The sequence below is a fragment of the Alloalcanivorax marinus genome, assembly GCF_016785095.1.
GTDB lineage: Bacteria > Pseudomonadota > Gammaproteobacteria > Pseudomonadales > Alcanivoracaceae > Alloalcanivorax > Alloalcanivorax marinus_A.
This window is the reverse complement of the sequence record NZ_JAEKJB010000009.1, coordinates 218729-242810: the sequence shown is the minus strand read 5'-3', so window position 1 is coordinate 242810 and position 24082 is coordinate 218729. Positions and strand designations below refer to the sequence as shown.

The window sequence follows — 24082 nt, the reverse complement described above, 5'->3', positions numbered from 1 at the left end:
TTATCCAATCAGGAGCGAAGATGACATCCGTGACCCTGTGCCCGGGAGGGCCCCTGCTGAGTGGCGCCGTATACGGCTGCCTGCTTAACGTCCAGGACGAGCTGGACCGGCTCGGTGACGCCATCAACGAGCCGCCGTACAACGGCGCGCCCACCGGCCCGGTAATGTACGTGAAAACCCCCAATACCCAGGTCGCCGCCGGTACTCCCGTGGTGATACCCGCCGACGTGGAGCAGGTGCGGGTGTGCGCCACCCTGGGGGTGGTGATCAAGGACACCCTGACCCGCGCCGACGCCGACCAGGCCCGCGCGGCGATTGCCGGTTACACCCTGGTCAACGACCTCACCGTGCCGCACGACAGCTTGTTCCGGCAGCCGCTCAAGCAGAAATGCCGTGACGGCTTCTGCCCGATCGGGCCTAACCTGGTGGACGCCGCCGACCTGCCGGACCCGGACGGCCTCGCCGTGCGTGCCCTGGTCAACGGCGAATGCCGTCAGGAGTGGCGTCTGGCCGAGCTGGTGCGTCCGGTGGCCACGCTGCTTGCCGATATTTCCGATTTCACCAGCCTCTACCCCGGTGACCTGATTCTGGTGGGCGTGTCCCCGGACGCGCCTCTGGCCGGCGCCGGCGACATCGTGGCGGTGGAAATCGACGGCCTGGGTCGTCTTGAAAATCCGCTCGTCAGCGAAGGGGAGAACGCCTGATGAAACAAGCCCGAATCGCTTTTGAAGGCCGTGTTCAACAGGCCTGGGAAGATCAAGGCAAAGTGCGTCTGGCGGATGGCCGTCGGGTGGAGGAAACCGAGGTGGTGTGGCTGCCGCCGGTGACCCCCGGCACCATTCTCGCGCTCGGCCTGAACTATGCCGACCATGCCGCGGAAATCGCCTCCAAGGCGCCGGAAGAGCCGATGGTGTTCCTTAAAGGCGCCAACACCCTGGTCGGTCACCGCGCCTTCACGCCGCGCCCCGATGATGCCACCAATATGCACTATGAGTGCGAATTGGCGATCGTGGTCGGCAAGCCGGCCCGCAACGTGGCCAAGGCCGACGCCTACGACTACATCGCCGGCTACACGGTGGCCAACGATTACGCCGTGCGCAATTATCTGGAAGGGTTCTACCGGCCCAACTTCCGCATCAAGAGCCGGGACAACTGCACGCCCATCGGTCCCTGGCTGGTGGACGCGGCGGACATTCCCGATCCGATGAATCTGCGCCTCACCACCCGCGTCAACGGTGAAACCACCCAGGAAGGCTCCACCAAGGACATGATTTTCGACGTGCCTTTCCTGATCGAATATTTCAGCGCCTTCATGACGTTGCAGCCCGGCGACGTGATCCTCACCGGCACCCCCAAGGGCACCGTCAACGTGATGCCCGGCGACGAAGTGGTCACCGAGATCGAGGGTGTCGGCGCGCTGCACAATACGATTATCGCGAGGAAGCCCTGATGACCGAACAAGCGAAGCTCGCCGCCGAGGCCATTCAGGACGCGGCGGAACGACTCGACCGCGCCGAGCGGGAACGCACCCAGATCGACCATCTGACTCTGCAATACCCGGAGATCGGATTCGTCGACGCCTACGCCATCCAGCGCCAGTGGGTGGACATGAAGGTGGCTCGTGGCCGCCGGGTGATGGGCCACAAGATCGGCCTTACGTCCCGGGCCATGCAGATGTCCGCGCGCATTGATGAACCGGATTACGGCGTGCTGCTCGACGACATGTTCTTCGAGGACAACGCCGAGATCGAAGTGGGCCGCTTCATCGTGCCGCGCCTGGAAGTGGAGCTGGCGTTCGTGCTCAAGGAAGACCTGGCCGGCCCGGACTGCACCGTGCTGGACGTGATGCGCGCCACCGAATACGTGATCCCGGCACTGGAGATCATCGACGCCCGGGTGCGTCAGGTGGACCCGGCCAGCGGCGCGCCGCGCAAGGTGTTCGACACCATTTCCGACAACGCCGCCAACGCCGGCGTGGTGCTGGGCGGGCGCACCATTCGCCCGTTCGACATCGACCTGCGCTGGAGCGCGGCGGTGTGCAGTCGCAATGGCCTGGTGGAGGAAACCGGCGTGGCCGCCGGCGTGCTCGGCCATCCGGCCAAGGGCATCGCCTGGCTGGCCAACAAGCTGGCCCCCCACGGTGTCACTCTGAAAGCCGGCGAGATCGTGCTGGCCGGTTCCTTCACCCGTCCGGTGGCGGCGTCCGCCGGCGATACCTTCCACGTGGACTACGGCCCGCTCGGCGCGCTGGGTCTGCGCTTCGTCTGACAGGAGGCGTCATGGATCTTCCGGTCAATAGTTTCAAACAGGCGCTGACGGAAGGGCGTACCCAGATCGGTCTGTGGTGTGCTCTGGCCGACGGTTATGGCACCGAGATCGCCGCCGCCGCCGGTTTCGACTGGCTGCTGATCGACGGCGAGCACGGTCCCAACGATGTGCGCTCGATCCTGGCACAGCTGCAGGCGGTGGCGCCGTACCCGACGCACCCGGTGGTGCGCCCGGTGAACGGTCACGCCGATACCCTCAAGCCGCTGCTGGATGCCGGCGTGCAAACCTTTCTGGTGCCGATGGTGGAAAGCGCCGAGCAGGCGCGCGCCATCGTCGAGGCCACCCGCTACCCGCCGCACGGCTGCCGGGGCGTGGGCGCGGGCCTGGCGCGCGCCTCGCGCTGGGGCCGGGTGCCGGATTACGTGCACCGCTGTCATGAGCAACTGTGCGTGTTGCTGCAGGTGGAAAGCCGCGCCGGCCTGGACAACCTGGACGAGATCGCCGCCGTGGACGGCGTCGACGGCGTGTTCATCGGCGCCGCCGACCTGGGCGCCGATCTCGGCCATCTGGGCCAGCCCGGTCACCCGGAGGTGAACGCGGCCTTGCTGGACGCCTTCAAACGCATCGAGGCGGCGGGTAAACCCGCCGGCGCTCTCACCGTCAACGAGGAACTGGCCCGCGAGCATCTCGCCGCTGGCTGCCGTTTTCTCGCGGTGGGCGCCGACGCCTCGCTTCTGGCCCGCGCCACGGACGCGCTGTCGCGCCGCTTCAAGGACCATTTGTCGCCGTCCCAGGCCGGCGGTTACTGAATCTATTCTCACAACGCGCTTTGCGCCTCGGAGGAGAATAATAAATGGCTCGTTCCATTAACTGGTTACAGGTGGGCGCGGCGCTGCTGCTCGGCCTGTTTGGTCTCTACGTGATTGTTCAAGGCAGTGGCTACGAAATGGGCTCGCTGCGTCGCATGGGTCCCGGTTTCTTCCCGGTGATGATCGGCTCGGTGTTGTTGCTGTTCGCCGTTCTGCTGGTGCTGGAAGTGTGGCATGCGGAAAAAACGGAACGGAACTTCTGGATTCCACGGCCGATTCTCACCATCAGCGCGGGCTTCGTGGCGTTCGCCGCGTTGCTGGAGAGGGCCGGGCTGGTGCCCGCCACGCTGGCGCTGGTGGTGCTGGTGTCGCTGGCCGAGAAGCCGGTGCGTCCGGCGGCGGCGGTGGCCACCGCGGTGGGGCTGAGCGTGCTCGGCGTCCTGGTATTCATTTACGGCTTCGGCATTCCGGTGGCCGCGTTCGAGTGGTGATTTGATGGATATCCTTCACAATCTGGCGCTCGGCGCCGAAGTGGCATTTTCCTGGCAGGGCCTGCTGTTCTGTTTCGTGGGCGTGCTGGTGGGTACCTTCGTGGGCGTGCTGCCCGGCATCGGACCGCTGGCGGCGATTTCGCTTGCTCTGCCGATGACCTATTACCTGTCTCCGCCGATTGCTCTGATCATGCTGGCCGGCATTTTCTACGGCGCCCAGTACGGCGGCTCCATCGCCGCCATTCTCCTCAACCTGCCGGGCACCGCCTCGGCGGCGGTGACCTGTCTCGACGGCAACCAGATGACCAAGCAGGGGCGCGCTGGCGTGGCCTTGTTCACCGCCGCCATCTCGTCCTTCTCCGGTGGCATCGTGGCCATTTTCATGGTGCTCGGGTTCACGCCGATGATTGCGTCCTTCGCCATGGATTTCGGCGCGGTGGATTACTTCTCGATCATGCTGCTGGGCCTGGTGGCGGCCTCCACCCTGTCGGTGGGCTCGCCGCTCAAGGGTATGACCATGGTGATGCTGGGCATCGCCCTGGGACTGGTGGGCACGGACGATACCTCCGGCGCCGAGCGTTTTACCTTCGGCGCCCTGGCGTTGTCCGACGGCATCAGCCTGGTGGCTCTGGCCATGGGGCTGTTCGGGGTGGGTGAAATCCTCGCCAACCTGGGGCAGGAAAAGCGTTCCCCGCTCAAGGCCAGCGGCCTGACCTTCAAATCCATGCTGCCCAAGCGGCACGAATGGCATGGTCTGTGGAAGACCATCCTGCGCGGTTCCGGCATCGGCGCCTTCGTCGGGGCGCTGCCCGGCTCCGGCCCGGCCATCGCCGCCTTCATGTCCTACGCGGCGGAAAAGAAGCTGGCCAAGAACCCGGAAAATTTCGGCAAGGGCGAACTGCGCGGCGTGGCGTCTCCGGAATCCGCCAATAACGCGGCGGTACAGGCGGCGTTCATTCCCACCCTGAGTCTGGGTATCCCCGGCGACGCGGTGATGGCGGTGCTGCTTGGCGCCATGATTTTGCACGGTATCACCCCGGGGCCGGAGCTGGTCACCAGCAATCCGGATATGTTCTGGGGCCTGGTGGTGAGCTTCGGCGTCGGCAACATCATGCTGCTGATTCTGAACCTGCCGCTGATCCGGGTGTGGGTGCGTATGTTGTCGATTCCCTATCACGTGCTGTACCCGGCCATGTTGTTCTTTATCTGCATCGGTGTGTTCTCGGTGCGCTCCAGCGTGTTCGATATCTATACCGCGCTGTTCTTCGGGGTGATCGGCTATTTCCTGATCCGGTTGCGTTTCCCGGCGGCGCCGCTGCTGCTCGGCTTCATTCTCGGGCCGATGATGGAAGTGCATTTCCGCCGCGCGCTGCTGCTATCCCGGGGCGACTACATGACCTTCTTCAATAGCGTGCCGAGCACCGTGTTCCTGATTCTCACCGCGCTGTTCCTGCTGCTGCCCCTTTGGGCCGCCTTCCGCAAACGCAGCGCGCGCCCGGCCAACCAGGGAGATTGATCGACCATGCGTAACAACTTCATCGCCGGTACCTGGGCCCGGGGCAACGGGGCCCGGCCCAACATCAATCCGTCCGATACCACGGACGTGATCGGAGAATACGCCCAGGCGGACGCCGACCAGACCCGCCAGGCCATTGCCGCCGCCCGGGCCGCCTTCCCGGGCTGGCGCCGCGCCGGTATTCAGGCGCGCGCCGATGCGCTGGACTTCATCGGCCTGGAACTGGCCACCCGCAAGGAAGAACTGGGCCGGCTGCTGTCCCGGGAAGAGGGCAAGACCCTGCCCGAGGGCATCGCCGAGGTGAACCGGGCGGCGCAGATTTTCCGTTTCTTCGCCGGCGAAGTCCTGCGGCCGGGCGGCGAGACGCTGCCCTCGGTGCGCCCCGGCATGGACGTGCACATCACCCGCGAGCCGGTGGGCGTGGTGGGCATCATCACACCGTGGAATTTTCCGATCGCGATTCCCGCCTGGAAAATCGCGCCGGCGCTCGCGTATGGCAACTGCGTGGTGTTCAAGCCCGCCGATCTGGTGCCCGGTTCCGGTTGGGCACTGGCGGAGATCATCAGCCGTAGCGGCCTGCCCGAGGGGGTGTTCAATCTGACCATGGGGCGCGGCAGCGTGGTCGGCCAGACTTTGCTGGAAAGCGCCGACGTGGACGCCATCTCCTTTACCGGCTCGGAGAACACCGGAGCCCGGGTAATGGCCACCGCCGGCGCCCGCTTCGCCAAGCTGCAGTTGGAAATGGGGGGCAAGAACCCGCTGGTGGTGCTCGACGATGCCGACCTGGAGCGTGCCGTGGAAGTGGCCGTGCAAGGGGCCTATTTCTCCACCGGCCAGCGCTGCACCGCCTCGTCCCGGTTCATTGTCGAGAAAGGCATCCACGATCGTTTCGTGGACGGCGTGCAACGGCGCCTGTCCGGTTTGAAGGTGGATCACGCCCTGGGCGAAGGCACCGACATCGGCCCGGTGGTGGACCAGAGCCAGCTCGATCAGGACCTCGGCTACGTGGACATCGGTCGCGAGGAGGGCGCGCGCCTGGTGTGTGGCGGTGAGCGTCTGCAACGGGGCAGCGAGGGGTTCTACATGGCCCCGGCCCTGTTCGCCGACACCGACCCGTCCATGCGCATCGCCCGGGAAGAGATTTTCGGCCCGGTGGCCTGTGTGATTCTGGCGGACGATTACGAGCACGCCCTGACCCTGGCCAACGACACCGAGTTTGGTCTGTCCGCGGGTATCTGCACCTCGTCCCTGAAGTATGCTACCCACTTCCGCCACCATGCCGAGGCCGGCATGGTGATGGTCAACACGCCCACCGCCGGTGTCGATTACCATGTGCCGTTTGGCGGTCGTAAAGGCTCAAGCTACGGCTCCCGGGAACAGGGCCGCTACGCGGCGGAGTTCTTCACCACGGTGAAAACCGCCTACGTGGCGCCTTGAGTTATCGCGACTGAAGTCGCTCCTACGGTTTAAGAATGCGGTAGGAGCAACTTCAGTCGCGATGCTCCCAGACCATCAGGCGCTTCGGCGTCTTCCCGTCCGGTGTTAAGCTGCCGGCACCAAAAACATTGAACCGGGTGCCGGCAAAAACATGGACGAACGCAAAACCTTCGCGGCGTGCTCCGCGATATTGCTGGTGGTGATGGCGGCCCTGGCGGTGTCGCCGGTGGAGCGTGGAACCTGGCTGATGGAAAATGCCGTGGTGGCCCTGTTCCTGGCGACCCTGTGGGCCACGCGCCGCTGGTTCCGCTTCTCCGCCGGCAACTATGGGCTCATTACCCTGTTTCTGGTTCTCCATGAAATCGGCGCCCACTACACCTACTCGCGGGTTCCCTACGACGCCTGGGCTCGGCAGCTGGCGGGCTTCAGCATCGATGAACTGTTCGGCTGGCAACGCAATCAGTACGACCGCCTGCTGCATCTGCTGTACGGTGTGCTGCTGGTGCTGCCGCTGCGCGAGCTGTGCCGTCGCGTTGCCGGCCTGCGTGGTGTCTGGGCCGGCTTTTTCGCCTTCGCGCTGATTCTTGCCTCGTCGATGATCTACGAACTGATCGAGTGGGGCGCGGCGGTGGTCCTCGGCGATGGCAGCGATCTGTTCCTGGGTACCCAGGGCGACCCCTGGGACGCCCAGAAGGATATGGCCCTGGCGCTGCTGGGCGCGTTGATGGCCCTGGCGCTGGCCGCGCTGGCCGCCGGACGCCGGACGCTAGACGCTTAACCCGTGGTCTGAAAGGCTTGGTGTGTTTTCTGCGTCTCAGTCAGCTCGCCGTACCTCGCCGCGCCGGGTTGTAGCGTCCGGCGTCCAGCGCCGGCGCGAACGGAAGGGTAACGGCTGACTTGAACGGCGCCGGGCCGGCGGGTGTATGCTAGCCCACGCCGATATCGCCGCCGGAGTCGCTCCATGCCTTACCAATCCCAATACCAGCCGGAAACCCTGGACCGCGCCGCCGTGGACGCCGCCCCCGGCCCCCGGGTGCTGGAATTCGGCACCAACTGGTGTGGCCACTGCCGGGCCGCCCAGCCCTTGATCCAGGCGGCGCTGGCCGACCACCCGGATCTCGAGCACCTCAAGGTGGAGGATGGCAAGGGCCGGCCCCTGGGGCGTTCGTTCCGGGTCAAGCTGTGGCCGACGCTGATCTTTCTGCGCGACGGCGAGGAGGTGGCCCGTCTGGTGCGGCCCGGCGACCCAGCGGAAATCGGTGAGGCCCTGGCGCGCCTCACCGGTTGATCGCGGCTGAAGCCGCTCCTACAACCATAGCGAACGCCGCGAGCATCGGCGATCCACCCCGTAGGAGCGGCTTCAGCCGCGATCGGCCCGGCGACGTGCGGTGCTCGCGTCACCGAGAATCGCTCCCTATACTAGCCAAATGGACAGTATCGCCGCCCCCGCCACCCTGGACGACCCGCTCTATTACCTGCGCAACTTCGAGACCGTGCTGCGCTGGGTGAGCCGGTGTCACGGGGATCTGCTCGATGAGGCCGAACGGGCCTTCGTGGCCGGCGTGGCGGCCCTGCCGGTGGCGCCCCGGGCGCTGCTGACGCGCATGGTGATGCGCACCGGCGAACTGTTCCGCGCCGACAAACTGCGCTACCCGGAGATCGGCCCGGCCACGCCGGCGCTGACGGCGCTGGAGGCGGCGGGCTGGGTACGGCGGGACGGTGACCTGGCTCTTGAGGACCTGTTCCGCCTCTACACCAAGGTAGAGCTGGGCCGCGCTCTGGCGCCCCGGCTGGCCGCCGCCGGTCTGGACCGGCACGGTCGCAAGGCGGACTGGCTGGCCACCCTGGCCGAGCAGCCACCCGCGCCCCGCCCGCTGACCGCCTGGGACCCGGACGGCCACCTTCCGCCGGCCTGGCGGCTCACCGTGATGCCGGTGTGCGAGCGCCTGCGGCTGATGTTCTTTGGCAACCTGTACCAGGACTGGCGCGAATTCGTGCTCACCGAGCTGGGCACCTTCCGCTATGAGCGGGTGCGCCTGGACGCCACCACGCGCCCGTACCGCGATCGCGCCGACCTGGACGCCTGGCTGGCCCTGCATGCCTGCCGGCAGCGGTTCGAGGCCGGCGAACCGGTGGCCACCGTGGCCGCCGATCTGCCGGACGGCGACACCGGCAACCCCTGGGTTGAGGAGCGCCGCCACAAGCTGCGTTACAAACTGGCCCGCCAGTGGGAACGGGAGAACGAACTGGAGCGGGCCGAGGCCCTGTACGCGCGATGCCATCATCCGGACGCCCGGGCCCGGCGCCTGCGGGTGCTGGAGCGGCGCGGTGAGTACCGGGCCGCCCTGGCGCTGGCCGGTGAGGCCGCCGCCGCTCCGGAGAGCGAGGCGGAGCGCCAGCACCTGGGCCGGCTGCTGCCGCGCCTGCATCGCAAGCTGGACCTGCCCAGGCCCGGCCCGGCGGCGGCGCCGGACACCGAGCAATGGTCGCTGACCCTGCCGCTGGCCGACCTGATGCGCGTCGGCTCCGTGGAGGGCGCGGTGGCCGCGCACTTCCATCGCGAGGAGGCGCCGGTGTTCTACGTCGAGAACACGCTGCTCACCGGCCTGTTCGGGCTGCTGTGCTGGGAGGCGGTGTTCGCGCCCTTGCCCGGCGCCTTCTTCCACCCGTTCCAGAGCGGCCCGGCGGACCTGCACCGGCCGGATTTCCTGGCCCGGCGCCGGGAGCGGTTCGCCGCCGCCTTCGCCGATCTGGAAAGCGGCCGCCACCGGCGGCGCATTGTCGATACCTTTCACCGTAAATACGGCACTCAATCGCCGTTCGTGCACTGGGGGGCGCTCTCCGAACCGCTGCTGGAACTGGCCCTGGACTGCATTCCCGCCGCCCACCTGGCCCGCCACGGCGAGCGCCTGCTGCGCGACATCAAGGCCAACCGGGCGGGCCTGCCGGATCTGATCCAGTTTTTCCCGGCGCGGCGGGAGTATCGGATGATCGAGGTAAAGGGTCCCGGCGACCGGCTCCAGGACAACCAGCGCCGTTGGCTGGCGTACTTCGCCGAGCAGCGCATGCCGGCGGTGGTCTGCAAGGTGACCTGGGAGGAGCGGTGAGCACGATCGGCGAGGCAACCTCCTATACCGTGGCGGTGCGCGCTTTGTGCGAGTTCACCGCCAAGGCCGGCGACCTGGATCTGCGTTTCACGCCGTCGCCCACCGCCCAGGAGGGCATCGCCGGCCATGCCACCGTCACCGGCCGGCGTGGCCAGGGCTACGAAACGGAAGTGGCGTTGAGCGGTGAGCACCGCCACCTCGGGGTGCGTGGCCGCGCCGATGGCTACGATTCGCGCCGCAACCGGCTGGAGGAGATCAAGACCTTCCGTGGCGACCTGGCTCGCCAGCCCGGCAACCACCGGGCCCTGCACTGGGCCCAGCTCAAGGTCTACGGCGCTTTGCTGTGCCGGGCCCGGGAACTGGACAGCGTGGAGTTGGCGCTGGTCTATTTCGACGTGGTCAAGCAGAAGGAAACGCCACTGCGCGAGACCCACGCCGCCGCCGATCTGGACGCGTTTTTCCAGGACCAGTGCGAGCGTTTCCTGCAATGGGCGGACCGCGAGCTGGCCCACCGCAAGCGCCGGGACGGGCACCTGGCCGCGCTGGTGTTCCCCCACGCGGATTTTCGCCCCGGCCAGCGGGTGTTGGCGGAGTCGGTCTACCAGACCGCCTGCACCGGTCGGGCCCTGCTGGCCCAGGCGCCCACCGGCATCGGCAAGACCCTGGGTACGCTGTTTCCGCTGCTCAAGGCGGCCCCCGGCCAGGGCCTGGACAAGCTGTTCTTCCTCAGCGCCAAGACCCCGGGCCGGCGCCTGGCCCTGGACGCGGTGCGCACCCTGACCCCGGACCCGGTGGCGCCGGCGCCCGGCGACCCGCCCCTGCGCACCCTGGAGCTGATCGCCCGGGAAAAAAGCTGCGAGCACCCGGATCGGGCCTGCCACGGCGAATCCTGCCCGCTGGCGGCGGGCTTCTACGACCGCCTGCCGGCGGCCCGCGCCGCCGCCGCCGGCGAGGCCATGCTCGACCGGGCACGGCTGCGCGAGCTGGCCCTGGAGCACCAGGTCTGCCCCTACTACCTGAGCCAGGAAATGGCCCGCTGGAGCGACCTGGTGGTGGGGGACTACAACTATTTCTTTGATTTGTCCGCGCTGCTGCACGGCCTGGCCACGGAGAACCAGTGGCGGGTGGCGGTGCTGGCGGACGAAGCCCACAACCTGGTGGACCGGGCCCGGGGCATGTACAGCGCCGAGCTGGATCAGATCGCTTTCCGGCGCGTCAGGCGCGCGGTGCCAAAGGCGCTCAAGGGCGCCTTCGACCGGCTCAACCGCCAGTGGAACGCGCTCAACAAGGACATCGACGCGGCCCAGCCGGACCGGGACTACCGGGTCCACGACGATCCGCCCCAGGCGTTTCTGTTCGCCCTGCAGCAGATGCTGGCCGCCATCAACGACCACATGGCCGAGCACCCGGAACCCCTGGACGGCGAGCTTACCCGTTTCTATTTCGATGCCCTGCATTTCAACCGGGTGGCGGAGCTTTACGACGGCGACGCCTTCCTGTTCGACAGCGAACGGCTGGCCCCCGCCCGGGGCCGGCCCGGCTCCCGCCTGTGCCTGCGCAACGTGGTGCCGGCGGCGCTGCTGGCGCCGCGCTTCGAGACCGCCCGCGCCGCCGTGCTGTTCTCCGCCACGCTGAGCCCGGCCCGTTATTACGCCGACCTGCTCGGCCTGCCGGCGGACACCGCCTGGGTGGACGTGCCCACCCCGTTCCGCGCCGAGCAGCTTGAGGTGCGCATCGCCCGACGCATCTCCACCCGCTACCGGGACCGTCCGGCCTCCCTGGCGCCCATCGCCGAGCTGATGGGCGGGCAGTACCGGCAACGGCCCGGTAACTATCTGGCGTTCTTCAGCAGTTACGACTATCTGGAGCGGGTGCTGGCGGTGTTCCGCCAGCAATGGCCGGACGTGCCGGTCTGGGCTCAGGAGCGGCGCATGGACGAAAACGCCCGCCAGGATTTTCTGGACCGTTTCCAGGACGGCGGCGAGGGCATCGGCTTCGCGGTGCTGGGCGGCGCCTTCGCGGAAGGTATCGACTTGCCGGGCCGGCGCCTGATCGGCGCCTTCGTGGCCACCCTGGGCCTGCCCCAGGTGAACCCGGTGAACGAACAGTTCAAGGAACGGCTGGCGGCCCTGTTCGGTGACGGCTACGACTACACCTATCTGTACCCGGGGTTGCGCAAGGTGGTGCAGGCCGCCGGCCGGGTAATCCGTACCGGCGACGACGAAGGCGTGGTGCACCTGATCGATGACCGCTTCGGCCGTCATCAGGTGCGAGCCCTGTTGCCGGCCTGGTGGCGGCTGGAGCCGGGACCCGGTTAAACGTCGAACCGCGCCGCCATTTCCAGTAAATCCTCGAACAGGAAATCGTGGTCCTCGGAAAACCGCTTGGCGGGGCCTTTCGGCCCGTATTCCAGCGGCCGTTTCACATAGGCGGTGCGCAGGCCGGCGGCCCGGGCGGCCTCCAGATCATCCTGGTGGGTGGCGACCATCAGCACCTGCTCCGGGCTCACCTGAAAGGTTTCCGCCACGCCGAGGTACATGCGGGGGTCCGGTTTAAAGGTGCCGAAGGTCTCGGCGGAGAGAATACGGCTCCAGGGCAGGTCGCCGTGGCTGGCCAGATCCTCGAGAAGGCTGAGGTTGCCGTTGGACAGGGTGCAGGTAGTGAAGCGTCGCTTCAGCCTGTGCAAGGCCGGCGAACTGTCCGGCCAGGGATCGAGCCGGTGCCAGGCCAGATTCAGATGCCGCTTCTGGCTTTCAGCGAGATCATCGACACCGAATTGTTCCAGTATCTCCTCAAGAATCGAGAAATGGATGTCATCGATCAGCGCCCAGGGCGCTTCCCCGGACACCACCCTGGCCATGGCCGGCTTATAGCCGGCCCGCCAGGCGAGGGTGAAGTCATCGGCGGGCACCGGCAGGTGCAGTGCCCGCACTTCCCGTTCGATGGAACCGAACCAATCAACCACCGTCCCGAATACATCGAAGGAAACCACCTGAATGCTCATTGCCGTCACTTCATGGCTTATTGAGCGTCCACGTTAGCACGATGGCGGGCGGTGCCGTCGTGGTCCTTCTCCCATTGTTCCAGGGTGCCCGGCGCGCCGAGAGGGTAGCCGTTCACCGTCTTGCCGTAGTAGTCCCGGTCCCGGTTGCCGTGGAACGCCTTGATGGTGGCCTCCAGGTCGCCGTCGAAACGCGGGTCCTGGGGGCGCGGCTGACTGTTGATATAGGCGGACAGGTCCCAGGCCTGCTGGTCGGTGAGGCTGCCTGGGCGGCCCAGGGGCATGTTCGCCTTGATGAAATCCGCGCCAGTGTTGACCCGGTGCATGCCGGCGCCCCAGTTGTAGGCATGGGGCCCCCACAACGGCGGGAACACATAATCCTTGGTGGGCTGGTCGGTACCGGGGCGGGCGGTGCCCTGGCCATCGTCGCCATGGCACAGCGCGCAGTGCTCGGTGAACAGGGCGGCGCCCCGCTCCGGCGACGGCGCCTGCGACGGCGCGGCCAGGGCCGGGTAACCCTGGCCGTCCAGGGTCCGGCCGCTGGGCGCGCCGGTGGCCTGCCAGTGCATGTAGGCCTGCAGGGCGGTGACCAGATCGCTGTCCGGCGCCGGTGCAACACCCTTGGCCGAGCCCTGGGCGTTCTCGGAATAGGTGAAGCAGCCGACGATGCGGTCCGCCATGGTGTTGATGCGGTCGTTCTTGCTCCGGTACTTGGGATACAGGCCCCAGGCCGCCCACATGGGGGCGGAATCCGCCTGGCGTCCGCTGTTCAGGTGGCAGTTCACGCAGGCCTGGCCGTTGCCCACGAAGGGCGCAGAATCCGCATGGGTGGGGGTGGCGTTGAAGATGGCGGCGCCCCGGCGGATGACCTCGCCATCCGGGCCGTCCGGCAGGTCGGCCAGCAGCGGTGGCTGGAAGTGGCCTTCCATGGCGTCGGCCCGGCCTGGCGCCGGGTCCGGCCGGGCGGATGCCGGCACGGCGCCCCGGGCGGGCAGGGCGGCCAGCCAGGCCGACACCGCCTTGATCTCCTCGTCATTGAGCTTTTCCGCGATCTGTTTCATCAGGCCGTCGGCGTCGTTGGCGCGGGTGCCGTTCTTCCACGCCTGGAGCTGGCTTTCCAGGTAGCCGGCGTGCTGCCCGGCCAGGCCGGGGAAATGCGGCGCCACGCCGCGCGCGCCGTCGCCATGGCAGGCCACGCAGGCAGGCAGATGATCCGCCCAGCGCCCGTTCACCGAGAGCTCCCGGCCGGCGGCCCCGTGGTCGCCGGAGGCGCCGTCGCCGTCGCGAGGAGGCAGACTGGCATAGTAGGTGGCCAGTGCCTGGATCTGCGCGTCCGACAGGCCCTTGGCGATGGGCATCATGATCGGGTTCTGTCGCCGGCCCGCCGCCAGATCGTGCATTTGCTTGGCCAGATAGCCCGCCGGCAGGCCGGCCAGGGACGGGAAGCCGGCGGCGTTGCCGTGGCCGTCCGGCCCGTGGCAGCTGGCACAGGGGGCCACGCCAGGGGCGCCCTGGTTGGCCAGGGTTTCGCCGGAGACGGCGGCGGTGGCGGTAAACGGCAGGCCGGCCAGCACGGCGGCGGCCAGCAGGGCCCGGAAGGTCAGCAGGAACAGGGTTGTTCTTTTCATTGGGTGGCTCCCTGACGCGGTGGTGGAAGGGGAGTTGCCTGCGGGCAATTTTGCGTCAAGGAGCCGTGAAGGTAAAGTTTGATTATATGCTTATTCTTATTGGTTATTTCCCTGCCTCGGCATATTGATCCCGCAGGGCCTTGCGGTTGAGCTTGCCCACGGCGGTCTTGGGGATGGCGTCGGTGAAGATCACCCGGCGCGGTTTCTTGTAGGACGCCACCTTTTCGGCCACGAAGGCGATCAGGGCGTTCTCGTCCATGCTCTGGCCGGGTTTGAGCGCCACCACGGCGGTCACCGCCTCCACCCATTTTGTGTCCTGGACGCCGATCACCGCGCACTCCGCCACCGCCGGGTGGGCCATCAGCACGTCCTCCACTTCCCGGGGGTACACGTTGTAGCCGCCGGTGATGATCATGTCCGAGGTGCGGTCCTTGAGGTGCAGGTAGCCGCGTTCGTCGAACGCCGCCACGTCCCGGGTGCGCAACCAGCCGCCCTCCATGAACATTTCCTGGTTCAAGGCCGGGGCGTTGTGGTAGCCGGCCATCATCGACGGCGCGCGCACCGCGATCTCGCCAGGCTCGCCGGCGGGCACGTCCTGGCCGGCCTCGTCCACCAGCCGGATTTCCACGTCCAGGGACGGCCGGCCGCAGGCGCCCAGCAGCTCGTCTTCGTGGTCCTCGGGGCGCAGCACCGCGATGGTCAGCGGGCACTCGGTCTGGCCGTAGTACTGCCAGAATTTCTCCCGGCCCCACAGTTGCATGGCCTGCTCGATCACCGGTCTTGGCATGGGCGAGGCGCCGTAGATCACCTGGCGCAAGTGGCTCACATCGGTGGTTATGAAGCGGGGATGGCCGAGCAGCATCTGCAGCATGGTGGGCACCATGTTCACGGCGGTGATGCGTTCCTTCTCGATCAGATCAAGGAAGGCGTCCGGGTCGAAGCCGGGCATGATCACGGTACGCGCGCCGCGCAGCCAGAACGGCAGCACGAACACGCCGGAAGCGTGAATCAGGGAGGCAGCGTGCAACATGGCGTCGTCGCGCTGCACATTGACCAGATTCAGCAGCACGTTACGACAGATGCCCGCGTAGGACGCCTGGGTGTGCTGGGCCGCCTTAAGGGTGCCGGTGGTGCCGGAGGTGAACAGCGTCAGGATCACGTCGTCCGGTTCCACTGTCACGTCCGGCGCCGCCGCGCTGCAGTGCGCGGCGGCGGCCAGCAGATCATCGCCCACGGCGTCGGCGCCGATGCCGTGGCACACCAACCCCGGGCGCGCCTCGCGCAAGGCCGCCGCCCGTTCCGCCAGGTCGGCGCCGTACAGCAGCACCCCGGCGCCGGTTTCCTCCAGCATGCGGGCGTGCTCCTCCAGGGACAGGCGGGCGTTCAACGGTACCCGGTTGATGCCCGCCTTCACGCAGGCGAAATCCACCGGCACGCTGTACAGGCCGTTGTTGAGCAGCAGGGCGACCCGGTCGCCCCGTTGTAGGCCCCGTTCGATCAGGGCATGGGCCAACTGGTTGCTCAGCGCCTGGGTTTCGCCGAAGGTCAGGCTCTCGTTGCCGAACACGATGGCGGTGCGCCCCGGATTGTAGCCGGCGCCGCGATGAATCAGGTCCAGATAGGTGGTGCTCATCAGACTCTCCCCTTGTAGTTCTGCCCGTTGTTGTTCGGGATGGTGTCGTTATTCGAATTCGCCGTGGCGGCCGGCGCCCTTGGCGAAGCGGTCCGCGCCGGCGATGGCTTCCTCGAAGACGATCGGGTAGCCGCCGGCGCCTTCCCGGCGCAGCGCCTCCGCCAGATCGTGGTCCCACTGGCCGTAGGCGGAGGCCCGATCCGCCTTCATGCACTGTTGCGGGAAGCCGGCGATCTGGCGGGCCAGGGCCTCGGCGGCTTCAACAGCGGTGCCGTCGTCCACCACCCGGTTGGCCAGGCCCATTTGCAAGGCTTCCTCGGCGCCCACCGGGCGGCCGGTAAGAATCATGTCCAGGGCGCGGCCCTGGCCGACGATGCGCGGCAGGCGCACCGTGCCGCCGTCGATCAGCGGCACCCCCCAGCGCCGGCAGAACACGCCGAACACCGCCGAGCGTTCCGCCACGCGCAGATCGCACAGCAGCGAAAGTTCCAGACCGCCCGCCACCGCGTGGCCGGACACCGCCGCGATCACCGGCTTGCTCAGCATCATGCGGCTGGGCCCCATGGGGCCCGGGCCGGTACCCTGGGGCTCCACCTCGTTGCGCCGCTCCGGATCGCCCAGGGCGGCCAGGTCGGCGCCGGCGCAGAAGGTGCCGCCGGCACCGGCCAGCACCGCCACCCGCGCTTCTTCGTCGGCCTCGAAGGCCTCGAAGGCGGCGCGCAGCGCGGTGGCGGTGGGCCGGTCCACCGCATTGCGTTTCTCCGGGCGGTTGATGATGATCGTGCGCACCGGGCCGTTGGTGCGGGTCAGAACAAGGGATGCGGACACGGCGGACTCCTCGCGACCGGGTCGGATACCCGGTTTATTACATGTTTTGTCTATTTGTTCCAAATTAGGATATATTTCAAAGAATGTCCAGATCAGACAGTTCAAGTTATAAAAAGATCGGTACGAAAACCGGCCAAAAAGCCGGTGCACGGAGCCGGGCCGCCGATCCTCCCCTCGCCGCTGGCGACCTGGTACTGGACCTGCTCTCCACCCACGACGCCCACCAACTGACCGTGGCTGCCCTGTGCCACGCCGCGGAAATCTGCGGCGTGCGCCCTCAGAACGTGCGTGTCGCGCTCAACCGCCTGTTGGCTCAGGGCAAGCTGGACAGCCCGGAACGAGGCCTCTACCGGCTCGACACCGGCGGCAGCGGGCTATTCGCGGAAGTGGCCAACTGGCTGCGCCGTGAGCAGCAAGCGGTGCCCTGGCGGGGAGGCTGGGCGGCGGTGCTCGACAGCGCCGTGCCGCGCGGTGAAAAAACCGCCTGGCGCCGGCACGAACGGGCCCTCACCTTGCGCGGCCTGCGCAAACTCGGTGACACCGGCCTGCGCCTGCGCCCGGACAACCTGACCGGCGGCATCGACGGCCTGCGCCACGATCTGCGGCGACTGGGCCTGGCCGACGGCGCCCGGGTGTTCCGCGCCGCCGACTTCGACGCCACCGACGAACAAGCCGCCCGCGGCCTGTGGGATACCGCCGCCCTTGGCCGTCAGTACCGCGACATGGAAAAGCGCCTCGCCACCAGCCACCGCAAGCTGGCCCGCCAGGCACCGGAACAGGCCGCCCGCGACAGCCTGCTCCTCGGCCGCGCCGCCATCCGCTGCATCCTCCACGACCCGCTGCTCCCCGACGAACTCATGGGCCAGGCCCCGCGCCACCGCCTGATCGAGCGCATGGGGGCCTACCAGCGTGATGCCAAGGCGATCTGGATGACGTTGCTTGACGCGGTTTGACGAGGTTCACGTTTTCGCCCAAAAACCGTTAAGACGCGCTTTTTTCCTACAGCGGCCTTAAGAGATTTCTTACAAGCGCGGCGCCGTTCCGTTGCTAACCTCCCGGGTGCAAATGTTTGCTTTCTGTCCACTGGGGGACGGAGGGCCAGGACAATCTGGGGGAAAGGCATGGAAACGCCGCTGGCCAGCCATGGAGGCTGGTTTCGTCTTGTCGTCTGTTTTTGTTTTTTGTTCATCCTGCCGCTGAACGGGCAGGCCGGTCCCGCCGAGGGGCGGCAATGGCTGCTCGGCCAGATTCAGCAGGATGGGTCGCTGAACAGTGAGGCCACCCTGGCCACCGCGTTCCAGGCCACCACGGAGAGCGTGGAAACCTTTCGGATTCAGCCGGACGCGGAGCCCGGCGACCTCTCCGGCGTCGCCGCCTATCTGGCCGCCGCCGCGCCGGACCGGAGCGCCGAGAATCTGGCCCGGCGCCTGATCGCTTCGCACGCTCTGGGGCTGGATTTCAATGCCGATCGGCAGGCGCTGATGGCCAGGCAACGTGCCTATTCCGGTTTTGGCGCGTTTCCCGGCCACGATGCCGACGCGGTCAGTACCGCCTTCGCCTTGCGGGCCTTGCACCGGCTGGGCGTGACCCAGGAGCCCGCGGCGTATTCGCTTCAATACCTTCTCGACAGCCAGCTCGACAGCGGCGGCTGGGCACTGGACGGTGAGAATGCCCAGGTGCAGACCACCGCCCTGGCCATGCATGCGCTCTGGCTATACCGCAACCAGTACCAGGTGGCCGCCGCGCTCGACGCGGCCCAGTCGTTTTTGCTCGGTGAGCGTGTCGGAGACCTGTGGGCGGATACCGAACAATCGGCGCTGGCCTTGATCGCCCTTTTGTCCCGGGCCGTGGATCGTTCCCCCTATGAACCGGCGTTACAGGCTCTGGCGAACCGTCAGAATCCCGCCGGGGATTTCGATGGCGATGTCCACGCCACCGCGCTGGCCCTTCGGGTATTGGCGCTGGGATCGCTTCCTCCGCGGGATCTCACCCGGCTCACCGGCAGTCTGGTGGACGCGCAAACCGGCCAGCCCCTGGCGGATGGCCGGGTAAGTCTTTCCGGCAGTGATACCCGGGAAGCCCGGACCGGCGCCGATGGCGCCTTTCTGTTCGAGAACCTGCCCACCGGCCAGTATCGGATCGAGGCGGGCAAGGCCGGCTACGGTACCCTGGTGCTCAACACCGTGGTGCAAACCGGCGACAAGCGGGATCTGGGCAGTCTGGCTCTGGACGTACGGCAAACCGATCCCGACACCGGCGAACCGGTGTCCACCGGACTTCTTCGCGGGCGGGTGACCGCCAGCGAAGACGGCGCCGCCCTGGCCGGCGCCACCCTGACGTTGGGAGGCTCCGGTCGCTCCGTGACCACGGGCCCCGACGGCCGCTACGTGATCGGTGACATCGCCGCCGGTCCGGTCACGGTGACCGCCTCCGCGCCGGGTTATCGGACTGCCGTGGGCAGCGCCGAGATTCAGGCGGGGCAGACCCTGGTGTTCTCGCCGGCCTTGCGTGTCGCCGTGACGCTGGGTGTGAACGTGGAGGGCCGGGTCACGGCGCAGGCCTCCGGTGACGCGGTGGCCGGCGCGCTGGTTAGCGCCCGGGTCGGTGATACCACGAAATCCGTGAGCACGGACGCACAAGGCGATTATCGCCTGACCAGCTTGCCCGCCGGGGAGGTGGCGCTCACCGTCAACGCCGATGGCTATGCCTCCGTGTCTGGTCAGGCGCAAGCCGACGACGGCGATACCTTGTCATTCTCGCCACGGCTTGTCCCCGTGGGCGAGCCGCCGGTTTCCCTGCCCGGCGGTTTCCGTGGCGTGGTCGTGGACGGCATCACCGGGCGAGGTATCGAAGGCGCTGAAATCCGGGTGGAGTACGAAGGCGGCTCCGAGAGCCAGGTCACCGACGCCGACGGTCACTTCCTCATCGATACGCTGAGCGCGGGGGACGTCGGTTTGATCATCAGTGGCCCGGGCCATGCATCGGTCAGCGCGACGGCGCGGGTGGAAGCCGGCTTCATCAGCGATGTGGGCGAGGTGGAACTCACTCCCCTGGACGAGGCGGTGAACAGTGTCGCCGGCCGGGTGGTGGATGTGCGTACCGGCGAGCCACTGGAAGGCGTGCTGGCCCAGGTTAAATCGGGGGCCTCCTCATCCACGGTGGTGGCCGAGGCTCTCAGTGGTCCGGACGGCGGTTTCGAAGTGCTTGGATTGCGTCTGGACGACTATGTTCTGGTGCTGTCGCTCACCGATTACCAGGATCTCTCGGTTCCCTTCCTGATCGCTTCCGGCGGTGTACTGGAAATGGGCGAGCTGCGCATGCGGCCGCCCGGTATCGATGCCCTGCTGCCGGATCTGGCCATACAGAGCACCGCGACCGGTGGCCTCTCTTCCGACCCGGATACCTTCGCGGCCAGTGGCGATCTGGACGTGGTGGTCATTAACCGCGGTAACACGGCGCTGGATCAGAGTTTCCGCGTGTTGGCCTTCAGTGACCGGGATCGCGATGGCGCCTTCGACCCGGACACGGATGTAGCGCTCGGGGAACAGATCGTCGACGGGGCGCTTGATGTGGATACCACCCGACTGATCTCCATTGCCGTGGACGGGCCTCTCCCGTTCCGCGATGCACCGATCACGGTGATGCTTGACGCCGATGAAGCGATCTCCGAACTGTCCGAGACCAACAATCTGGAAAGTACCGCCGGGGAGTGTGTGAACAACCAGAAGCCGTATCTGGATCTGGCCTTGTGCCTGGATGCGTCCGGCAGCGTCAGCCGTTCCGAGTTCCAACTGCAATTGGAAGGCACGGCCCGGGCCATCGAGAACCCGGATATCGTGCCACGTGACGGTTCGGTGCGGCTTTCCCTTCTGCAGTTCAGCAGCTCGGATCGCCTGGAAATCAACCCGACGCTTGTCGAGGAAGATAATGTGGCCGATCTGGCGGATGCCATCCGGGCGGTGCCGAAAATGGGCGGCGGCACTTCCATCCATCAGTGTATTGATGGCGCCGCCAACACCATCACCCAGACCACGCCGGCGGCGGCGCTGCGAGTGATTGACGTCTCCACCGACGGCCAGTCCAGCCAATCCTCCGCCGTGGCCGCCGCCAATCGCGCCCGTGATGGCGGCGTGGATGTGCTCAATGCCATTGGCGTGGGCAGTGGCGCCAACGAAAACCTGCTCAACGCCATCGTTTTCCCCGAACCGGTGGGCGGCGACCGTGGCTTCGTGCTGATGGTCGACAGCTACGAGGAATACATTGAGGGCATCGCCGGCAAGATCGCCAAGGAAACCCGTATTCCCGATCTTACCGTGGGCGGCCTGAAACTGGTGGATCACGGAACCGGCGAACCGGTCAGTGTGGAAGTAGTGGTCGGCAACGCCGGCTCCGCGGCGATCACCGAGGACATTACCGTCACGTTCTTCGACGGCGACGCCAACACCGGCGAGGTAATCGGAGAGGTCACGTTGCAAGAAGGCATCGAAGCCGGCGCTTTCCGCACCGTCGGCCTGGACGATGTGCCGGTGGCGGCCCTGCACAATGGCACCGTGCGCGCCGCTGCTGAAATCGCCGGCAACGTGTCGGAGTGCAATACCGGCAACAACGGTGTGAACATCCCGGTCACCGTGCAGCGGGGTGAAGTGTCCCTGGGACTGTCGTCCAGCGCGCCGTCACCCATGGAATTGCTAGGGATTGATGCTCTGGTCGGCAATATCGGCGCGGTGGCCGGCGACTATCGGGTAACGCTGCGTATCGAGGATACCAATGGGGTGTTGGTGGCGGACCTTGGAGAGCACGCCGTCGACGAACTGGCCGCCGGCCAGCAGTACCAACACACCGAGGAATGGGATACCGGTGTCACGCTGACCGGTGCTTATCGGGCCGTGGCCGACCTCTATAACGCCTCGGGCCGTCTGCTGGACAGTGACCAGGCCGCTTTCCGGATCACCGAGGAGGGGGACCCGTTCGATCCGGTGGCGGCGGTCCGGGTTGGCGCGGACCGGGCCGAATACCGTCTCGGTGATACCGTGATGATCGAGAGTTCGCTGAGCAACACCAGCCTCGGCACACCGATCCCGGCCCCCCGTTATCGCCTTGTGGTGGCCGGCCCTGACGGGCAGGTGGTGCTGAGCGAGGAGACCACGTTGAGCGGCCTGGCCATTGGCCAGGTGCTGACCCTGCCGGACCGGCTTACTCTGGCTGACCTTCCGGTCGGTGACTACGCGGTAACCGGTACCCTGTTCGCCAGTAACGACCAGGTGCTCGCCCGGGACCAGGCCGGTTTCTCGGTCGCCGCCGATCCGCTCCGTGCCTTGCAGGGCGGTGTCTCCGTCGAAGCAGAGTCGGTCTTCCTGGGCGATGCCCAGAGCTGCCACTTCCGACTGCGTAACAGCGGTGAACAGGTCCTGGAAGACATCGGCGTGCGGCGGGCGCGTGTCGACCTGGATAACCAGATCGAGCTTGCGGATGAAGACGCCACGGTGACCCTGGCGCCTGGTGAGGAAAGGACCTTCACGGATACCTTCAGCACCGCCGGGTTCAATCTTACCCGCCACGCCTGCGTGCTTCAGGTCGCCCACGACGGCGAAAGCCGGGATCTCGGCAACGCCACCTTCCAGATCACCGAACCGCCCGTGTCCCTGGAGGCCGGCCTTAGCCTGAGTGGTGGCCCCCGCCTGCTGGTGTTGGTGGATAAGAAGGTGTCCACCTGCATGGCGGTCAGGACCCTGACTCTCGAAGCCGTTTTCCCGGAGACCTTGTCGCCCTTCGCTCTGGTTCACGCCAAGGTGCTCGGTCGGCATTTCCGGATAGAGGACATGGAGTCCGCCACGCCCCGTTTCTTCGATGGTCCGGTGAACCATGGTGATGGCCACAATGTGGATCTTACTTTGATGGATCTTGACCGGGAGCGGTTGACGGTACGGCTGCAAGGCGAGGGTCTGGTCGACGGTGACTATTCCCTTAAAGCGTTCTATCCGGCCTTCCTGTTCCTGCACAAAGACCTGGATAGTGGCGAAGTTCACTTTGAATGCGGTGAGCCTCCGCGACCGGGTGACGTGCTGGGCGATTTCAAGGTCACCGAGGTGGAGCTGGTGGAAAAATTGCGCCGGGACGGCGGTGAGCCGGAAGTGCCCGTGATCGCCGCGCAACGCCAATGGCTTGATGACACCCTGGCCGAGCGGGATTACACCCTGGTGGACTCCCTGGATGCCTTCGGAGCGGCGGTACGCTCTGGCGATTATCAACAATACCTGCTGTTGGCTGACCGTATACCGGTGGAGCACTGGACCGCCAAACAACTCCGGGAGGCGGTGAATCGTGGCGAAGGGCTGGTTTACGCCGCCGGCAATCTGCCCGAGGCCCGCCCGCTGCATGAAGCCTTGGGTATCCAACCTCACCGTGAACGGCACGGGTTCGGCTGGCACCACCATCATGAGCCGCGCCAGGGCGATTACGCCGACGGCGTGTTGATGGAGCGCTCGCCGCTGGGCGATGCCGGTGTCCTGCCGTTTGCTCTCAACCGTGAGCTGGCGCTGGTGCATCGCGGGAACAGCCACGTGGCCGGTCATTACCAGAACCTGCGTCTGGGCGGCGGCCATGGCCGTGGCCGTCACTGCCCGTTGTACCCCGTCGAGCATCCGGCGGTGACGTATCGGGATTACGGCCAGGGCCGGACCGTGTTCGCCGGCTTCGACCTCGCCGCGGAAGGCACCGCCGAGCCCTCCACGCAGCGCTATGCCGAGTTGCTCGACGGCATGCTCGCCTTCACCGAAACCGACCTGACCATCACGCGCTCCGGCGCCGTGGTGCCGGTCACCCTGACGGTGGAGAACAACGGGCCGGCGGTGGCCGTGGAAGCGCGCCTGACGCTGGAAGACGGCGGCGAGGTACTGACGACGCTGCCGCGAACCGGCAATGGCCAACCGGTCTGGCAATTCGAGCTGGCGGAGAGAGAAACGCGCTCCCTGCGTGCCTGGGTACGCCCGGATTATCGGCAGGGCGTGAGCGACCTTTCCGCAACGTTGCAAGCGAGCGCGCCAAGCGGTGCCGCCAAGACCTTTGAAGAGGCCCTGCGCATCGAACTGCGCGCGGACGCCCCCGAGACCCTGCCAGCGATTGAATCCTCGGTTCGTCAGGCGCTCTGGCAAGCACCCTGGGACCTGGCTCTGAAACACGCGGCGCTGAGCCTGCATCAAGCCGGCCACGCCCGGGAGCATGGCCGAACCGGGGATGCGATCAAACTGGCGCTTAAAGCCACCACGTCGTTGCAGGCATCCCGGCACCGGGATGCCGATGAATTGCGACGTCGCCTGGACTGGGTGATCTGGGCTCTCAACAAGGAAGGGAACTAGGGGGAATCA

At 66.9% G+C, this 24082-nt stretch carries 17 protein-coding genes; 13 read left to right on the top strand and 4 right to left on the bottom strand.

What is annotated here, in order from left to right; translation table 11 throughout:
* Nucleotides 1–20 precede the first annotated feature (20 nt).
* From JF515_RS12795 to JF515_RS12745, 11 genes are all read left to right on the top strand, one after another.
* Nucleotides 21–704 (top strand): fumarylacetoacetate hydrolase family protein, encoded by a 684-nt coding sequence (locus JF515_RS12795; RefSeq protein WP_203104824.1) that lies wholly within the window; start codon nucleotides 21–23, stop codon nucleotides 702–704.
* A complete protein-coding gene (locus tag JF515_RS12790) occupies nucleotides 704–1450 on the top strand; it encodes a fumarylacetoacetate hydrolase family protein (RefSeq protein ID WP_203104823.1) in 747 nt (248 codons plus the stop codon). The genes JF515_RS12795 and JF515_RS12790 overlap by 1 nt, the downstream gene beginning before the upstream one ends.
* Nucleotides 1450–2268, top strand: coding sequence for a 2-oxo-hept-4-ene-1,7-dioate hydratase (hpaH, locus tag JF515_RS12785; protein WP_203104822.1), 819 nt, complete (start codon nucleotides 1450–1452; stop codon nucleotides 2266–2268). The genes JF515_RS12790 and hpaH overlap by 1 nt, the downstream gene beginning before the upstream one ends.
* Nucleotides 2269–2279: 11 nt before the next feature.
* Nucleotides 2280–3077 (top strand): 4-hydroxy-2-oxoheptanedioate aldolase, encoded by a 798-nt coding sequence (hpaI, locus tag JF515_RS12780; protein ID WP_203104821.1) that lies wholly within the window; start codon nucleotides 2280–2282, stop codon nucleotides 3075–3077.
* A gap of 44 nt (nucleotides 3078–3121) precedes the next feature.
* Nucleotides 3122–3568 (top strand): tripartite tricarboxylate transporter TctB family protein, encoded by a 447-nt coding sequence (locus JF515_RS12775; RefSeq protein WP_203104820.1) that lies wholly within the window; start codon nucleotides 3122–3124, stop codon nucleotides 3566–3568.
* A gap of 4 nt (nucleotides 3569–3572) precedes the next feature.
* Nucleotides 3573–5084 (top strand): tripartite tricarboxylate transporter permease, encoded by a 1512-nt coding sequence (locus JF515_RS12770; RefSeq protein ID WP_203104819.1) that lies wholly within the window; start codon nucleotides 3573–3575, stop codon nucleotides 5082–5084.
* 6 nt (nucleotides 5085–5090) lie between these two features.
* Nucleotides 5091–6521 (top strand): aldehyde dehydrogenase family protein, encoded by a 1431-nt coding sequence (locus tag JF515_RS12765; RefSeq protein WP_203104818.1) that lies wholly within the window; start codon nucleotides 5091–5093, stop codon nucleotides 6519–6521.
* A 151-nt stretch (nucleotides 6522–6672) separates the two neighbouring features.
* A complete protein-coding gene (locus JF515_RS12760; protein ID WP_203104817.1) occupies nucleotides 6673–7299 on the top strand; it encodes a DUF2238 domain-containing protein in 627 nt (208 codons plus the stop codon).
* Between the two features lie 183 nt (nucleotides 7300–7482).
* Complete coding sequence (locus tag JF515_RS12755) at nucleotides 7483–7809, top strand: thioredoxin family protein (RefSeq protein WP_203104816.1); 327 nt, start codon at nucleotides 7483–7485, stop codon at nucleotides 7807–7809.
* Between the two features lie 139 nt (nucleotides 7810–7948).
* Nucleotides 7949–9628, top strand: a complete 1680-nt coding sequence (locus tag JF515_RS12750; protein WP_203104815.1) for a VRR-NUC domain-containing protein — start codon at nucleotides 7949–7951, stop codon at nucleotides 9626–9628.
* Nucleotides 9629–9633: 5 nt separating this feature from the next.
* Nucleotides 9634–11946 carry an ATP-dependent DNA helicase gene (locus JF515_RS12745; protein ID WP_203104995.1) on the top strand — a complete coding sequence of 771 codons (2313 nt, stop codon included), beginning with the start codon at nucleotides 9634–9636 and terminating at the stop codon, nucleotides 11944–11946.
* On the opposite strand, the gene JF515_RS12740 is transcribed toward JF515_RS12745, so the two are convergent.
* The 4 genes from JF515_RS12740 to JF515_RS12725 all read right to left on the bottom strand — a co-directional run bounded on the left by JF515_RS12740 (nucleotide 11943) and on the right by JF515_RS12725 (nucleotide 16718).
* Nucleotides 11943–12632 (bottom strand): haloacid dehalogenase type II, encoded by a 690-nt coding sequence (locus JF515_RS12740; protein WP_203104814.1) that lies wholly within the window; start codon nucleotides 12630–12632, stop codon nucleotides 11943–11945. The genes JF515_RS12745 and JF515_RS12740 overlap by 4 nt on opposite strands.
* A gap of 17 nt (nucleotides 12633–12649) precedes the next feature.
* Nucleotides 12650–14257 carry a c-type cytochrome gene (locus JF515_RS12735; protein WP_203104813.1) on the bottom strand — a complete coding sequence of 536 codons (1608 nt, stop codon included), beginning with the start codon at nucleotides 14255–14257 and terminating at the stop codon, nucleotides 12650–12652.
* A gap of 103 nt (nucleotides 14258–14360) precedes the next feature.
* On the bottom strand, nucleotides 14361–15890 hold the full coding sequence (locus tag JF515_RS12730) for an AMP-binding protein (protein WP_203104812.1): 1530 nt from the start codon (nucleotides 15888–15890) through the stop codon (nucleotides 14361–14363).
* 48 nt (nucleotides 15891–15938) lie between these two features.
* Nucleotides 15939–16718: a crotonase/enoyl-CoA hydratase family protein gene (locus JF515_RS12725; protein WP_203104811.1), complete on the bottom strand. Its 780-nt coding sequence runs from the start codon at nucleotides 16716–16718 to the stop codon at nucleotides 15939–15941.
* 83 nt (nucleotides 16719–16801) lie between these two features.
* On the opposite strand from JF515_RS12725, the gene JF515_RS12720 reads away from it, so the two are divergent.
* Together JF515_RS12720 and JF515_RS12715 are read left to right on the top strand one after the other, a co-directional pair.
* Entirely contained in the window at nucleotides 16802–17671 is an 870-nt protein-coding gene (locus tag JF515_RS12720) for a PaaX family transcriptional regulator C-terminal domain-containing protein (RefSeq protein WP_203104810.1), read from the top strand.
* Nucleotides 17672–17839: 168 nt separating this feature from the next.
* Nucleotides 17840–24073 (top strand): carboxypeptidase regulatory-like domain-containing protein, encoded by a 6234-nt coding sequence (locus JF515_RS12715; protein ID WP_203104809.1) that lies wholly within the window; start codon nucleotides 17840–17842, stop codon nucleotides 24071–24073.
* Nucleotides 24074–24082 lie beyond the last annotated feature (9 nt).